The organism is Kineococcus sp. NPDC059986 (assembly GCF_040702905.1).
Classification (GTDB): domain Bacteria; phylum Actinomycetota; class Actinomycetes; order Actinomycetales; family Kineococcaceae; genus Kineococcus.
On the sequence record NZ_JBFBND010000007.1, the window covers coordinates 1 to 15181 of the forward strand.

The 15181-nt window shown below is 75.1% G+C and carries 12 protein-coding genes and 1 pseudogene; 3 read left to right on the plus strand and 10 right to left on the minus strand.

All coding sequences use genetic code 11. From position 1 onward, the window contains the following. The first annotated feature begins 95 nt into the window (after positions 1-95). Positions 96-935, plus strand: coding sequence for a hypothetical protein (locus AB0637_RS07270; RefSeq protein ID WP_366170830.1), 840 nt, complete (start codon positions 96-98; stop codon positions 933-935). A gap of 24 nt (positions 936-959) precedes the next feature. Here the strand turns inward: AB0637_RS07270 and AB0637_RS07275 are convergent, their stop codons facing one another. Next, positions 960-2534, minus strand: coding sequence for a methyl-accepting chemotaxis protein (locus AB0637_RS07275; protein ID WP_366170832.1), 1575 nt, complete (start codon positions 2532-2534; stop codon positions 960-962). A 320-nt stretch (positions 2535-2854) separates the two neighbouring features. Here AB0637_RS07275 and AB0637_RS07280 point away from each other — a divergent pair, with 320 nt between their 5' ends. Further along, positions 2855-3280: a hypothetical protein gene (locus tag AB0637_RS07280; protein WP_366170834.1), complete on the plus strand. Its 426-nt coding sequence runs from the start codon at positions 2855-2857 to the stop codon at positions 3278-3280. Between the two features lie 15 nt (positions 3281-3295). On the opposite strand, the gene AB0637_RS07285 is transcribed toward AB0637_RS07280, so the two are convergent. Genes AB0637_RS07285 through AB0637_RS07295 form a run of 3 tightly spaced genes read right to left on the minus strand, consistent with a single transcriptional unit; the run spans position 3296 to position 6709 of the window. Further along, complete coding sequence (locus AB0637_RS07285; RefSeq protein ID WP_366170836.1) at positions 3296-4138, minus strand: transglutaminase family protein; 843 nt, start codon at positions 4136-4138, stop codon at positions 3296-3298. Next, positions 4138-5079, minus strand: coding sequence for an alpha-E domain-containing protein (locus AB0637_RS07290; protein WP_366170838.1), 942 nt, complete (start codon positions 5077-5079; stop codon positions 4138-4140). The genes AB0637_RS07285 and AB0637_RS07290 overlap by 1 nt, the downstream gene beginning before the upstream one ends. A gap of 4 nt (positions 5080-5083) precedes the next feature. Continuing rightward, positions 5084-6709: a circularly permuted type 2 ATP-grasp protein gene (locus tag AB0637_RS07295; protein ID WP_366170840.1), complete on the minus strand. Its 1626-nt coding sequence runs from the start codon at positions 6707-6709 to the stop codon at positions 5084-5086. Positions 6710-6948: 239 nt separating this feature from the next. Here AB0637_RS07295 and rpsT point away from each other — a divergent pair, with 239 nt between their 5' ends. Continuing rightward, positions 6949-7209, plus strand: a complete 261-nt coding sequence (gene rpsT / locus AB0637_RS07300; protein ID WP_366170842.1) for a 30S ribosomal protein S20 — start codon at positions 6949-6951, stop codon at positions 7207-7209. A gap of 88 nt (positions 7210-7297) precedes the next feature. On the opposite strand, the gene holA is transcribed toward rpsT, so the two are convergent. The 6 genes and pseudogenes from holA to AB0637_RS07330 form a co-directional block, all read right to left on the minus strand. Next, the gene (gene holA / locus AB0637_RS07305; RefSeq protein WP_366170844.1) at positions 7298-8332 is read right to left on the minus strand and encodes a DNA polymerase III subunit delta; all 1035 of its coding nucleotides are present in this window, start codon (positions 8330-8332) and stop codon (positions 7298-7300) included. A gap of 43 nt (positions 8333-8375) precedes the next feature. Beyond that, positions 8376-9854, minus strand: coding sequence for an amidohydrolase family protein (locus AB0637_RS07310; protein ID WP_366170846.1), 1479 nt, complete (start codon positions 9852-9854; stop codon positions 8376-8378). Positions 9855-9889: 35 nt separating this feature from the next. After that, positions 9890-12319, minus strand: coding sequence for a ComEC/Rec2 family competence protein (locus AB0637_RS07315; protein ID WP_366170848.1), 2430 nt, complete (start codon positions 12317-12319; stop codon positions 9890-9892). A 2-nt stretch (positions 12320-12321) separates the two neighbouring features. Next, positions 12322-13164 (minus strand): ComEA family DNA-binding protein, encoded by an 843-nt coding sequence (locus tag AB0637_RS07320; RefSeq protein ID WP_366170850.1) that lies wholly within the window; start codon positions 13162-13164, stop codon positions 12322-12324. Between the two features lie 1146 nt (positions 13165-14310). Continuing rightward, a pseudogene (locus AB0637_RS07325) lies at positions 14311-14478 on the minus strand (DUF4236 domain-containing protein); the annotation flags it as partial. A gap of 40 nt (positions 14479-14518) precedes the next feature. Next, entirely contained in the window at positions 14519-15136 is a 618-nt protein-coding gene (locus AB0637_RS07330; RefSeq protein WP_366170852.1) for a TerD family protein, read from the minus strand. Positions 15137-15181: the final 45 nt, after the last annotated feature.

Consider the following 15181-nt stretch of genomic DNA (forward strand, 5'->3'; position numbering starts at 1 on the left):
GAAGGTGCTGGGGTGGAGGACCCCGGCGGAGGTATTCGAGGAGCAGCTACGATCGGTGAATCAGTCTGGTGTTGCATCGACTGGTTGAACTCGCCGTGTACTGGACGCCGCAGACGGGTGCGGCCGCCGTGCTGGGGGCGGTCCGCGAGACGTGGAAGGCCCTGGGCTGGGAGGCGGGGCCCCTGGGGTACCCGCTGACCGACGAACTCGCGACCCCCGACGGACGGGGCCGCTTCAACCACTTCGAGCGCGGTTCCGTCTACTGGACGACCCAGACCGGTGCCCACGCCGTGATCGGTGCCATCCGTGAGGAGTGGAAGGCGACCGGCTGGGAGACCGGCCCCCTGGGGTTCCCGCTGACCGACGAACTCGCCACCCCCGACGGCCGCGGCCGGTTCAACCACTTCGAGCGCGGCTCGGTCTACTGGACCCCCCAGACGGGCGCGCACGCCGTGTCCGGGGCCGTCCGCGACGCGTGGACGGCCACGGGGTGGGAACGCGGTCCGCTCGGCTACCCCGTGACGACCCAGACCCGCACCCCCGACGGCCGCGCCGAGTACGCGCACTTCCAGGGTGGTTCGGTGTACGCCTCCCCCGCGACGGGAGCGCACGCCGTGCGGGGGGGCGTGCGGGACCGCTGGCGGGACACCGGCTGGGAGACAGGACCTCTGGGGCTGCCCACGACCGACGAGGTGCCGGTGGCGTCCGGGTCGGCCCAGGACTTCGAACGGGGCGCGGTCTACGCCTCCGCCGGGACGGGGGCCCACCGCGTCCCGACCCCCGTCCGCGACGCGTTGCGCGCGGCCGGGGGTCCGGAGCGGTGGGGTTTCCCCGTGGAGGAACCCCGGCCCGAGAGCGGCGGGGAGGTCCGTCAGCAGTTCGCCCGCGGGACCGCCGTCCTCACGGTGGCGACGGGGGCGGTCGCCTTCGGGTGAGCCCCGGCCCGGGGCTCGCCCCGCTCAGACGGTGAAGCGCCCGACCAGCCCGTGCAGCCGCGCGGCCGCGCCGGAGACCTCCGCCGCGGTCGTCGCGGTGTGCGTGGCGCTGCTCGTCGTCTCCGTCGCGGCAGCGGCGATGCCGGCGATGTTCGCGGAGATCTCCTGCGACCCCGTCGACACCTCGGTGACGTTGCGGACCATCTCACTCGTCGTCGCCGACTGCTCCTCCACCGCCGCGGCGATCGTCGACTGCAGCGCGTCGATCCGGGAGATGACCTCACCGATCTGGGAGATGACGTCCGTCGCGGCGTTCACGTCGGCCTGCGTCGCACTCACCTTCGCCACGATCTCCTCCGTCGCCCGCGCCGTCTGCTGCGCCAGCTCCTTGACCTCACCGGCCACGACGGCGAACCCCTTGCCCATCTCCCCGGCCCGCGCCGCCTCGATCGTCGCGTTCAGGGCCAGCAGGTTGGTCTGCTCGGCGATGGAGGTGATGAGCTTGACGACGTCACCGATCTCCCGGCTCGAACGCCCCAGACGCTCGATGGTGGCCCCCGCGTCACCGGCGGCGGCCACCGCTGTCGCCGCCGTGCTCGAGGCCTCGGCCGTGGAGGCGGCGATCTCGTTGATCGCCGCGGTCATCTCCTCACCCGCGGCCGCGACCGTGCCGATGCTGGCGCTGATCTGCTCGGTGGCGGCCGAGACCACCTGCGACTGCGTCGCGGACTCCTCGGCGCCGGAGGAGAGCTGGCTGGCGACCGCCGTCAGCTCCTCGCTGGAGGCGGCCAGCGTCGTGGCGTTCTCGGTGACGTCACGCATCACCGTGGACAGCGACTCCAAGGAGGCGTTGGTGGCCGACGCCAGCCGACCGACCTCGTCCTTGCTCGCGTAGTCCACGCGCTGGTCCAGCCGGCCCTGCGCCAGACCCTCCACGACGGCCACGACCCGCTCCAGCGGCTTCGCGATCGAGCGGGCGATCGTGACCGAGACGGCGATCGCCAAGAGCACCGCGAGGACCGTGCACGCGAGCAGGACGGTGACGGCCTGGTGGTAGGCCGCCTGGCTGTCGGCGGCGATGCGCTTGGCGGAGGCGGCCTCGGCACCGTTCATGGCGTCGAGGGCGGCGTTGATCTCCTTGCCCACCGCGGTGGTCGTGGTCGAGCGCTGCTGCACGAAGGCAGGCAGGTCGTTGGCGACGGCGAGCGGGATCAGCGCCTTCGCCGCCTCGCGCCACTGGGCCAGGCCCTGGGTGTACTTCTGCTGGTCGGCGGGGCTGCTGGCCGGGTCCGAGGCGAGGTACGTCGTCCACCGCTCGTCGAGCGTGGCCTGGTCCTGGGTGAACTGGTCGGTCAGGGACGTCACGGTGGCCGGGTCCTGGGCGACGGCGATGTCGCTGAGGTCCTTGCGGACCTGCAGGTAGGCCGTCTGGACCTTGTCGATGCCGTCCACCGACGCGACACCGGAGGAGGAGAGGTAGTCCATCTTCTCCTGCGCCTGCCCCAGGCGCACGATCCCGAGGACGGCGATGACGACCAGGAGGACGGTCACCAGACCGAACCCGGCGAACAACTTCGCGGAGACCTTCAGATCGCGCACACGTGCCGGCATCGAGACCCGTCCTCCATCGTTTCAGCGGCACGCCGTGCACCGCATCGTCCGGTTCCTCCATCGACACGTACGCCCTCAGTGTGAGAGGGCTGGGCCGTTGCGCGGCAACGCTTTTTCGCCACAGGATGCCGGAACGAGCGGGTCGGAGGAGGGCGGGGTCCGGCCGGCGGCCGAGGTCGTCAGCCCACGGGTGGTCGACACGTCGGGGCGGGTCCTCGACCCTGCGCCCCGCAGGACGTCGCGGCGGCCGACCGGAACGTTGCGCCCCGCTCAGGTCCGTGGGTGGGTCGGAACGTACCGGTGCACGGGTGACCACCCATCACCGGTCGCCCCACGCAGCGCTGCGCGACCCGCTGGCGGCCGGTCACCTGGCGCTGCACCTGCGGACGTGCTGGCTCCCCCAGGACCTCCCGTGGGAGCGGGCGCTGCGCTGGCCGGCACTGGCGCAGGGGGCCTCCGTCCTCGACGTGTGGACCGAGGACCTGAGTCACCTCCCGCTCCCGCCGTGGACCGACCGCGTCGGCCAGCGGTCCGACGCGGGTGGCGGTGACCACACCGTGGTGCGCGTGGACGACTCCGACGTGGGGGTGCAGGTCGACCGCTCCGGGGTCGTCCGGCTCTCGTGGGTCGTCCCTCGGGCGACCGGGGACCTCCCGGCACTGCTCCTGACGCGCCGCGGTCCCCGTGCCGCCCTCGACCTCGTCGCGGACGCCGGGCTGCTCACCGCCCGCTGAGGCGCAACCGGCGCCTCAGGCGACCCGCGTGACGAGCACCTGCGCAGCCACCGTGGACTTCGGCCCGGAGTAGACGCCCTGCAGCGGCGAGACGTCGGAGTAGTCGCGGGCGCGGGCGACGACGACGTGGCGGTCACCGACGGGGATGTCGTTCGTCGGGTCCCAGGCCGTCCAGGCGCCGTCGTAGAAGTCGATCCACGCGTGGCTCTCCCCCGCGACCTCCATGCCCACCTCGGGTTCGCGCCGCGGGTGCAGGTAGCCCGAGACGTAGCGGCAGGGGATCCCCAGGGTCCGCAGCCCCGCCAGGGCGAGGTGGGCGAGGTCCTGGCAGACGCCGCTGCGCTGCACCCAGGACTCCTCCGCCGTCGCGTGGACGCCCGTGGCCCCGGGGACGTAGTTCACCTCGTCGTGGATCCAGCTGCAGACGCGGTGCGCCGCCTCGCGGGGGTCGGCGCCGGCGACGAGGTCGCGCACCACCTCGGCGAACCCCTCCCCGGGGGCGGTGGTCCGCGGGGTGGGCGCGAGGTACTCGGCGAGGGCGTCGCGCACGTCGTCGGCGGCGAGGTCCTCCCACGTCGCCGACCGCCGCGGGTCGTGTCCCGTCCGCCGGTCGGTCTCGACGAGCGAGGTCGCGGTCGTCACGAGCCGGTCGTGGCGCGCGTGCAGGTCGAACGAGGTGACGTGGGTCCCCCAGTAGTCCCAGTACCGCGAGACCGATGCGGTCGGGCTGATCTCCACCCGGGTGTCGAGGGCGGTCTGGTCCGGCAGCGTCAACGGCGTCATCCGCGCCTCGTTGAAGCTGACGATGACCTCGCCCTGGTAGGTGTGCGTCGTCGTGTGCACGATGCGCAGTCGCATCAGGACCTCCCCGCCGTCCAGGAAACCGCCCCCGCCATGGGGAAGAACCGCATCGCCACCGCGTGGGACGCCGCGGAGCACGCCTCGGTGACGAGCCGCATCTGGTGGTGCAGGTCGCCCAGGATGTCCTCCGGGGTCTGGAACTCCAGCCGGGTCCGCGCCATCCCGACCACCCGCCGGGCGTCCTCGGTGTACCCGATCCGCCGCGACGCCGGGTCGATGGAGTCGAGGCAGGCCTCCGCGGTCTCCAGCGCGTTGACGACCGACCGCGGGAACAACCGGTCCAGCAGCAGGAACTCCACCGCGTGCAGTTCCCCCGCCGCCCCGGTGCTCGAGCCGTGGTAGGCCCGCAGGAAGGCCTCGTAGGCCCCCGTCGAGCGCAGGAGCAGCGGCCACTGGCTGCCCGACCCGGAGACAGCTCGGGTGTCGACGAGGCGGGCCGTCATGTCGGCGCGTTCCAGCGACCGGCCCAGGACGAAGAACTGCCAGGAGTCGTCACGGCTCATCGTCGCGTCGACGAGACCGGAGATCACCGCGGTGCGCTCCCGGATCCAGGAGAAGAACCGGTGCGGGCTCGCGGCCCGCCACCGCCCCGACGCCAGGGCGTTCCAGGTGGTGTTGAGGGACTCCCACATGTCGCTGGAGACGGTTTCTCGGGCGCGGCGCGCGTTCTCCCGCGCGGCCCCGAGAGCGCCGGTGATCGAGCTGGGGCTCACGGGGTCGTAGGCCAGCAGCTCCAGCAGGTCCCGGCGGCCGGTGAGTCGCTGCGGGTCGACGGACGACCCCATGACGGCCAGCAGGGAGGTGGAGACGGCGCTCTCGTCGATCCACGGGTCGGCCAGCGTGCGCTCGACGTGGACGTCGAGGATGCGGGCCGTGGAGTCGGCCCGCTCGACGTAGCGGCCGATCCAGAACAGCGACTCGGCGATGCGGCTGAGCACGGGGTCACCCCTCCGGGGTTCGGTCGACGGACGAGCGCTGCTGCTGTTGCTGTTGGGCCTGTTCGGAGCCGCCACCCGGGCCGGGGTCGGTCGCGCGGTGCTGGTCGTCGGGCGCCGGCACCGGCGCCGGGGGCGCGACCGGGACGGGGACCACCGGGGTGGGTTCGGGCTCGGCGTCCTCCCCGGCGAGCACCCACGTGTCCTTGGAGCCACCGCCCTGGCTGGAGTTCACGACGAGGGACCCCTCGCGCAGCGCGACCCGGGTCAGCCCGCCGCGCAGGACCCGGACGGACCGGCCGTCGTTGACGGCGAAGGGCCGCAGGTCCACGTGCCGGGGGCGCATCTGGGTGCCCGCCAGCGTCGGCACGGTGGACAGGGCCACGACGGGCTGGGCGATCCAGCCGCGCGGGTCGGCCAGCACCCGTCGGCGCAGCTCCTCGACCTGCTCGGCGGAGGCGTCCGGGCAGACGACCAGACCCTTGCCCCCCGAGCCGTCGACGGGTTTGACGACGAGCTCGTGCAACCGGTCCAGCGCCTCCTCGCGTTCGGCGGGGATCTCGAGGCGGTACGTGGGCACGTTGCCCAGGACGAGCTCCTCGCCGAGGTAGTACTTCGTGAGCTCGGGGACGTAGGTGTAGACGAGCTTGTCGTCGGCCACACCGTTGCCGACGGCGTTGGCGATGCTCACGCCCCCGGCGCGCGCGGCGTTGAGGATGCCCGCGCAGCCCAGGACGGAGTCGCGGCGGAAGTGGACGGGGTCGAGGAAGTCGTCGTCGACTCGCCGGTAGACGACGTCGACGCGCCGGTCGCCGTTCGTCGTGCGCATGTAGACGCGGTTGCCGCGGCAGACGAGGTCGCGACCCTCGACGAGCTCGACGCCCATGGCCCGCGCCAGCAGCGAGTGCTCGAAGTACGCGGAGTTGTAGACCCCGGGGGTCAGGACGACCACGACCGGGTCGTCGACGCCGCTGGGGGCCGCGGCCCGCAGGGCCGCGAGGAGGTTCTGCGGGTAGTCGGCGACGGGCTGGACGCGGTGGGACTGCAGGGCCTCGGGCAGCACCTGGGTCAGGGCCTGCCGGTTCTCCAGGACGTAACTGACGCCGCTGGGGACGCGGACGTTGTCCTCCAGGACGCGGAAGTCGCCGTGCTCGTCGCGGACGAGGTCGATGCCGGCGACGTGGATGCGCACACCCCCCGCCGGCTCGACGCCCACGGCCGCCCGGTGGAAGTGGTTGGAGGACGTGATGACGCGGCGCGGCACCACCCCGTCCTTGACGACCTGCATCGGTCCGTAGACGTCGGCGAGGAAGGCCTCCAGGACCCGCACCCGCTGGGCCACGCCCTTCTCGACCCGCGCCCACTGCGCCGCGTCGATGATCCGCGGGACGACGTCGAGGGGGAAGGGCCGCTCCTCCCCCGCGTAGTCGAAGGTGACGCCGCGGTCCAGGAAGGTGCTGGCGAGCTGGTCGGCGCGGGCGCGCAGCTCGGCGGCCGGCAGGTCGGCGAGGGTCGCGGCGAGGGCCTGCCACTCCGGTCGCGGCAGGCCGTCGCGGTCGAACATCTCATCGGCCGCCCTGCTCCCGGCGGCACCCGCCGGGGAGTCGTGGTAGCCCTCGAAGACGTCGCCCATGGCCGCACCCTAGGGAAGTCCACGTTTCTCGCGAGTTGCCGGGCCGTTTCCTCGGTGTGTCGCGGGGCCCCGGAGCCCGGCTGTCCTCGGTCGGGCGCCCACGCTGGTAACCTCGAAGACGCCTTCGCTCCGTGCGGAGGTCACGGCCGCCCGCCGTCCCTCCCGGTGTCCCCACGCCGGAGTCCCCGACGTGGCGACCGCCCTCTGACACCGATCAGACCAACAGGAAGACGGAGCACGTGGCGAACATCAAGTCGCAGAAGAAGCGCATCCTCACGAACGAGAAGGCGCGCCTGCGCAACAAGGCCGTCAAGTCGGAGCTGCGCACCGCCGTGCGCGCGTTCCGCGAGGCGCTCGCCTCCGGCGACGCCGAGAAGGCGCAGGCCACGCTGAAGGTCGCGAGCCGCAAGCTCGACAAGGCCGTCAGCAAGGGCGTCATCCACAAGAACCAGGCGGCGAACCGCAAGTCGTCCATCGCCAAGTCGGCCGCCAAGGCCTGATCCTCGGATCCCTCACGGAGGGCCGGTCCCCGCTCGGGGCCGGCCCTCCGTGCGTTCCGGACGCGTCCGCCCGAGCGACCCCGGCCCGTCAGCGGCGGGCGGCGGCCACCACCCGGACGGCCCTCTCGAGCGCGTGCTCGGCGTGCGCTCCCCCGCCCTTGACGGCGTGGTCGGCCGCGGCGACGGCGAGGATCGCCTCGGCCATCCCGTCCGGGGACAGGTTGCGGACCTCGCGCTGGGCCTTCTCCACGAGCCACGGCGCCATCCCCAGGTCGCGGGCCAGGTCGGCGGGTCGTCCGCGCCCCGCCCCGGCCACCCGGGCCAGCTGCCGCAGCCGCGACGCCAGCGCCGCCACGACGACGACGGCCGGCACCCCCGTCGCCTCCGCGTGGCGCAGGAGGACGAGGGCCTGACCCTCCCGCCCCTCGACGGCGGCGTCGGCCACCTCGAAGCCCGTCGCCTCGCGGCGGCCCCCGTGGTACCGGTGGACGGCGTCCTCCGTCACCGGACCCTCGGTGTCCGTCAGCAGCTGGTCCACCGCCGCGGCCAGCTCGCCGAGGTCGCTGCCGAGCGCGGCCACCAGCGCCCGCGCGGCCTCGACGTCGATCGAGCGCCGGGCCCGCCGCACGTCGGACACGACGAAGTCGACCTTGTCCTGGTCCCGCTTCAGCGGCTGGCAGGACACCTCCGCGACCCCCGGGACCGTGCGCGCCACGTCGAGGACCTTCTTGGCGCGGTTGCCGCCGCGGTGCCGCAGCACGAGGACGACGGTCTCGGACGGCGTCTTCAGGTACTCCAGGACGTCCTCGACGAAGGCCTCGCTCGCGGCGTCGACGCCGTCGACGAGGACGAGGGAGCGCTCGTCGAAGAGCGAGGGGGACGTCCACGTCGCGAGCTGGCCCTTCTGGTAGCCGGCGGCGGCGACGTCGGTGCGCTCGAAGGAGGGGTCGAGGTCGCGCATGCGGGTCAGCAGGGCGGTCAGCGCGCGGTCCGCGAGCGCCTCCTCCGACCCCGCGAGGAGCACGACGGGGGCCGGGGCCAGGTCCTGCGGCGGGATCCCGGGGGCGGCGCTCGCCGGCTTCTTCGCGGCAGTCTTCACAGCGGTCTTCTTGGCGGCGGGCACGGCGTCACTGTCGCACGGACGTCGGACACTCGAGGCCGGGTGCTCAGCCCGCGCGGTGCGTGAGCACCCCACCGACGAGCGTGGCCACGACCTCGCTGCGCCGCAACGCCTCCGCTCCCCCGGTGGCGAACGTCCGCGTCGGGTCGTCGGGGACGAGCACGAGGTCGGCGACGTCGCCGACGAACACCCCGCGCCGGCCCCCGCACGCGGCGGTGAGGGCGACGTCGAAGGGCAGGTGCTGGTCGGGGTGCCAGGGGTCGCGGTCGTCGACGGTGCGGTGTACCGCGCTGGCGAGGGCGTCCCACGGGTCGAGCGGGGCGACGGGGGCGTCGGAGCCGAGGCGGAGGTCGGCGCCCGCGGCGTGCAGGTCGGCGTACCGGTAGGCCCGGGCCGCCCCCTGCGGCCAGTGGGCGCCGACGAGATCACGGTCGTCGACGGCGTGCCGCGGCTGGACGCTCGCGACGACGCCGAGCCGGGCGAACCGCGGCACGTCGTCGGGGTGGACCTGCTGGGCGTGCTCGAGGCTGCCGCGGCAGCCGACGGCGGCGAACGCGTCGAGCGTGACGCGGACGGCGTCGTCGCCGATGGCGTGGACGGCCACGTGCAGGCCGTTCGACGTGGCGCGCCGCAGCGAGGCCTCGAGCTCGGCCGGCGGGATGCGCAGGACGCCGTGGCCACCGGTCGGGTACTCCTCGTGGCAGAACGCCGTCCGGGTCCCGAGGGACCCGTCGACGACGAACTTCACCGGGCCGACGCGGACCCGGTCACCGGCCAGGACGTCGCCGGTCCGCCGTCCGGCGGCGATGGTCTCCTCCAACCAGTCCGGCCAGACGCCCGCGGCGATCCGGACCGCGGGCTCCGCGCGCCGGGTCCAGCCGTCGACCGGCGCGTACTCCAGGTCGACCAGACCCGTGACCCCCCGGGCGGCCGCGGCCTGCGTGGCCTCGGCGATCCAGCGGTCCTGGACGGCGTCGCCGACCGTGCCCGCCCGCGTCGTCAACTCCATCGCCGGCGCCTCGACGAGCACCCCCGACGGTTCGTCAACACCGAACCGCCGGGCCGCGGCCGAGTTCACCCAGACGGCGTGCAGGTCCGCGCTGACGACGACCACGGGCCGCTCGCCGAACCGGGCGTCGAGGACGTCCCGGTGCGGCGGTGCGGGCCACAGGGCGTCGCGGAACCCGTGCCCCACCACGAGGTCGTCGCCGGGCGCCGCCCCCGCGCGCAGCAGGTCCGCCGCCTCGGCGGCCGACCGGGCGGCCAGGACGTCGATGCGACGCCGCGCGGCGGCCCACTGCGTCAGGTGGACGTGGCTGTCGACGAACCCGGGTAGGAGCACCGCCCCGCCGGCGTCGAGGCGTCCGGCGGCCGACCAGGGCGGGGTGGCCGCGAGACCGGCACCGACCGCGACGACGCGGCCGCCGTCGAGGACCACGTCGACGACGTCACCCCCGCCGTCGAGACGTCGCACGTCGTGCAGGACGAGCACGGGGACCTCCTGTCGGTGGGACTGTCCGGACATCGTGCCGACCCCGGGCGGGAACTGCTCCACCGGGTTCACCCGCTGCCGTACCGGGCGCGCCGCTCGGCCTCCCGCGGGTCCGGGCCGCGTTCCAGCGTCCGCAACGCCTCCGCCGTCCCGGCGACCGCGACGTCGCCGCCGGTGTCCGTCCGCAGCACCCGTGCTCCCGTCGCGGCCAGCACGTCGAGCGTCGAGGCGGCCGGGTGGCCGTAGTCGTTGACCGCCCCGACCTCCACGAGCGCCACCCGCGGCCGGACCGTGGAGTACAGCTGCGGCACCTGCGTCGGCGACCCGTGGTGGGCGACCTTGACGACGTCGACGACCTGACCGGTCGGCCACCGGGACAGCACGTCACGCTGCTCGGCGAGTTCGGCGTCACCGGTCAGCAGCACCCGGACACCCTCCACCTCGGCCAGCAGCACGACGCTGGAGTCGTTGACCTGCGCGGAGTCCGGGGCCCGCACGCGCGCCACCTCGGGGTCCGGCGCCAGCACCGTCCACGTCACCCGACCCGCCCCGCCGGTCTCCCCCGCGACGAGCGGTCCCACGGGCCTGGACCCGGCCTGCTCGCGCACCCGGGTCGCCGCCGGGTCGACCGCGAGCGGGGAGACGTGGACGCCCCCGACGTCCCGACCGGCCAGGGCACCGGCGAGACCTCCGACGTGGTCGGCGTGGAAGTGCGTCAGCACGACGGCGTCGAGCCGGTCCACGCCGAGCCGGTCCAGGCACCCGTCGACGAGGACGTCGTCCGGTCCGGCGTCCACGAGGACCGCCGACGAGGCCCCCGACCGCAGCACCACCGCGTCGCCCTGGCCGACGTCGCAGCCGACGACCAGCCAGTCCGGCGGCGGCCACGGTCCGGCCGGACCGCCCCACCGCGGCGCGCACCGCACGAGCAGCCCCGCCGACAGCACCAGCACGACGACCAGCGCCGGCCAGCGGCGCCCGGCCCCGCGCCGCCACCGCAGACCCGCCCCCACCGCCCCCAGGACGAGCGCCGTCAGCAACGCCACGACGAGCGCGCCGGCCACCCCCGGGGGCACCGCCACCGACGTCGGAGCCCGCGCGGCGGTCCGGGCGACCAGCGCGATCCACGCCGCGCACCAACCGGCGGGCCAGGCGAGGACGGCGGCCCCCGCCGGCCACACCGGGGAGACGAGCGTCGCGACCAGGCCCAGCACGGTGGCCGGTCCGACCGCCGGGGCGACGAGCACGTTCGCCGGCACCGAGACGACGTTCACCGCCGGTTGCAGCAGGGCGACCACGGGACCGCACACGGCCTGCGCCGCCACCGGAACCGCGAGCGCGTAGGCCAGCACGCGCGGAACCCCGGACGTCGCGAGCCGGTCCGCCCACGGCCGGGCCCAGAGGACGAGGGCCGTCGTCGCCAGGACCGAGAGGACGAACCCGAACTCCCGCGCCAGCCACGGATCGGCCACCAGCAGCACCAGCGCGGCCGTCGCGACGACGGGGATCCCGCGCACCGGACGCCCCACGGCCAGCCCGACCATGCCGACGCCGCCCATGACGGCCGCCCGCAGGACGCTCGGTTCCGGGCGCGCCAGGACGACGAACCCCACGAGCCCCACCCCGGCCACGACGAGCCGGGTCCGCCGTCCGCACCCCACCCACGAGGCCGCGAGGACGAGGAAACCCACGACGAGCGTCGTGTTGGAGCCGCTGACGGCCGTGAGGTGAGTGAGCCCGACGGCGCGCATGGCCGCCTCGAGGTCCGGCGGCAACGCCGAGGTGTCGCCCACGACGAGCCCGGGCAGCAGTCCGCGGACGTCGGCGGAGCGACCGGACACGGCGTGCCGCAACCCCTTCCGCAGGGTTTCGGAGACCTCGAGCACACCGGTGGGGCGGTCGCTGCGGAGCAGGTTCCCTGCGCTGACGACGACCACCGAACGTTTCCCGGGATCGGCCCGGGCGAGGCGACCACGGAACTCCAGCCGGTCCCCCCACCGCACGTCCCGCCACCGGTCCGCGGGGGCGAACACCGTCGCCGGGGTCGCGAGGCCCCGCGTCGTTCCGCGCGCGTCGAGCGCGGTGATCCGCACGTCGAGCACCACCCGCGGTGGTTCCCCGTCCCGGCGGGCGGGAAGGGCGTGCGGGTCCGCGGTGACGACGGCCGAGAACTCCCCCGACACCCGGCCGTCGGCGAGGTCCTCGACCCCACCCGCGGTGGACCGGCTGTGCTGCAGCCCGACCGAGACGAGGACGAGCGTCGCCGCCACGAGGACCAGCGCGACGCGAGCGCCGCGGCCGGTCCGCCGCAGGACACCGAGAACGACCGCGAGCAGCGCCACGGAACCGGCGACCGCCCACCACGCCCTGTCCGGACGGCCCGTCGCGGTGAACGCCGCACCCCACGCCACGAGCGCCGCCGCGGCCAACCGCAGGTCCAGCGGGACGGGTGGCGCACCGACCATCCGGGACGTCGGGACGGTCCCGCCGTCAGCCACACTCACACCGTCACCAGGTCCCGCAGCCCGTCGAGGACCTTGGGGCCGATGCCCTGGACCTCGCCGAGGTCGTCGACGGACGTGAACCGCCCGTTCTCCTCCCGCCACGCGACGATCCGGCCGGCGAGGACCTCCCCCACCCCCGGCAACGCGTCGAGGTCGGCGGCCGTGGCGGAGTTCAGGTCCACCCGCTGCGTGGAACCGGCCGCCGCCCCCGCCGACGGTGGGGCCGCCGCAGCCGGCTGCCCGGGCGCGGTGACGAGGACCTGTTCACCGTCCTGGAGCACGCGCGCGAGGTTCAGGGCGTCGAGGTCGGCGTCCGGCGCGGGACCACCCGCCGCAGTGAGGGCGTCGGCGACCCGGCTCCCCACCGGCAGCGTGACGACCCCCGGCCGGACCACGTGCCCGGCGACGTGCACGACGACCGACGCCGAACTCCCCGTCGGGGAAGACGTGCTCAGACGGCTCGCCGAGGCGACCGGGGCCGTCCGGGCCGGCAGCGCCTCCCCCTGTGCCACAGCCGGTGCAGGCCACGACCGCCACGCGGCGAATCCCAGTCCCGCCGCCACGAGCACGCACACGAGAACCGCCCCGGCGACCGCGCCCGGCCCCACCCGCAACCGCACCACGCGCAACCCCGGCGGGGTGCGGTCGGCGATCCGCCGGGACACCTCCCCCACCACACCGGGACGGGCGGGGGCCGCCGGCGGATCCTCCTCCTCGAACTCCTCGTCGAACAGGTCCGCGAGGTCGTCGGACGGGTTCTCCCCCGCCACCCGGAACTGCCGCACCGCCAGTTCGCGGGCACGGGCCGCCGCGGCGCGACGGGACAGGGGCGTGGACACCCGGGAAACCTAGGCAGACACCTCGACCCGTGGTCCGGACGTCACGGGGACCTGTGGACGGGGAGGTCGTCGACGCGCCTGTGGAGACCGGGACGACACGGCACCCCCGCCGTCCTCAGGGCCGGGGCCGCGGTTTCGCCAGGCCGCTCACGGCAGCCTGTCGAGCGCCTCCCGCAACCCCGGGTAGTCCGCGTCGTCGGCGAGCACCGTCTCGAGGTCCTTGCGCGCGGCGGCCTTGCGACCGGACGCGAGGTTCACCTCCGCCCGCTCCAGCAAGGCCCGGTGCCGCACGGCGGAGGAGCGCGAACGGGCCTTCATCGCGTCCCGCAGGCACTCGCGGGCGGCGTCCAGGTACCCCAGGCCCGCGAGGGCGCGGGCTCGGAACACCAGCAGCAGGGCCGTCGCGTCGTCCACGTTCTCGACGCCGTTCGTCAGGTCCCGCACCTCGGCGTGCCGACCCGCGTCGCTGTAGAGCTCGGCCAGCGACAGCGCGGCCGGGGTTCCCGCGCCTGTGACCCCCTCGACCGTCCAGATCGCCGTGTCCAGGTCGCCGGCGGCCTGGTGGAGTTCGGCGGCCGCCAGGTGCACGACGTCCTCGCCCAGCCCGAGGCTCGCGCTGACCCCGTGGGTGATCTCGACGCCCCAGGCCGTGCCCTGCAGGTACTTCTGCGCGTAGGGGTGCTCCGCGAGCCCCCGCGCCGGACCGGCCGCCGACGCCGCGGTCTGGGCGGCGACCACCCACGCCAGCAGGTGACGGGCGCGTGCCGCGTCCGGGGTCCGGGGGACGTCGACCGGCGGCGGCGCGGTGAGGCGCTGCCGGGTCGCCTCGTCGTCGAGGTCGAGACGGCTGACGTGCCACAACCCCTCCAGCGCGGCGCAGAGCAGCGGCAGCTGCGCGTCCCCGCCGCCGTGTCGACGCGCGACGTCCGCCAACCCGTGGAGCGGCCGTGCGGCGTCGTCCACCGCGACGCCCGCACCGCCGGCGGACACGGCCGCGAAGAACTCCTTCTCGGCCGCGGGGGCGAGGAACCCGGGTTTCGGGGGCGCGGGCGGGCGGGGCACCGGTGGCGGCGCCGGACGCCGGGACTGCCCACCACCACGACCACCACCGCCGCCGCCACCGCGCGGCCTCGACACCGTGCTGGTGTGCGACAACCCCGTCCCGGGGATCGAGAGGGTGCGGGTGACCCGGCCGCCGGGGCCCACGGTGACGCGCGCACCGCGCACCCCGGCGCTCACCCCGACGCCCCGCGACGAGACGTTGAGCCGCACACCGGGGATCACCTTGATGGACTTGCTGAAGCGGAACCCCACGGCGTCTCCTCGCGATCGGTGGTGCGGTGCGGCACGGGTCTCAGCGGCCGTAGCCGGCGGGGACGGGCGGGTCGCGCCAGTCGAACGACGGGACCGGCGGCGCGGGGGGACCCTCGTCCGGCGCCTCGACGTCGACCCCGAAGTCCCGGGCCAGTCCGGCCAGACCGTCGTCCCACCCCTGCCCGACCGCCCGCAGCTTCCAGCCGCCGTCGCGGCGGTAGAACTCCGCGGCGACGACCGCCGTCTGACGCTCGAGTCCGGACAGGTCGACCACGGCGACGTCACCGCCCGGCCCGTCCCGCACCGTCAGGCGCAGCCCCGCCGCGGCCAGCAGGCCGAACCCGGCCCCCGGGCCGGCGTCGAGGCTGGCGACGACCACGAGCAGGTCGACGTCCGGTTCCACCCCGGCGAGGTCCACCCGCAAGACGTCGGTGACGGTGCCCGACGCGGCGCTCTTCCCCTCGTGCCGCACCGCGCCGCTGCCGTGGACCCGCTGGTTGAAGAAGACGAAGTCGGCGTCGCTGCGCACCCGCCGTCCCGAGCACACGAGCGCGGACAGGTCGGCGTCCGCGTCCTCGCGGCCCCGCCACGTGAGGGCCACCTCGAACGTGCCCGTGGCGAGCGCGGTGTTCGCCCCGGGGACGAGGGTCAACGCCACGACGTGACGTCCCCGGGGCGCGGCACTGCGAGGTCCGGGCCGGCC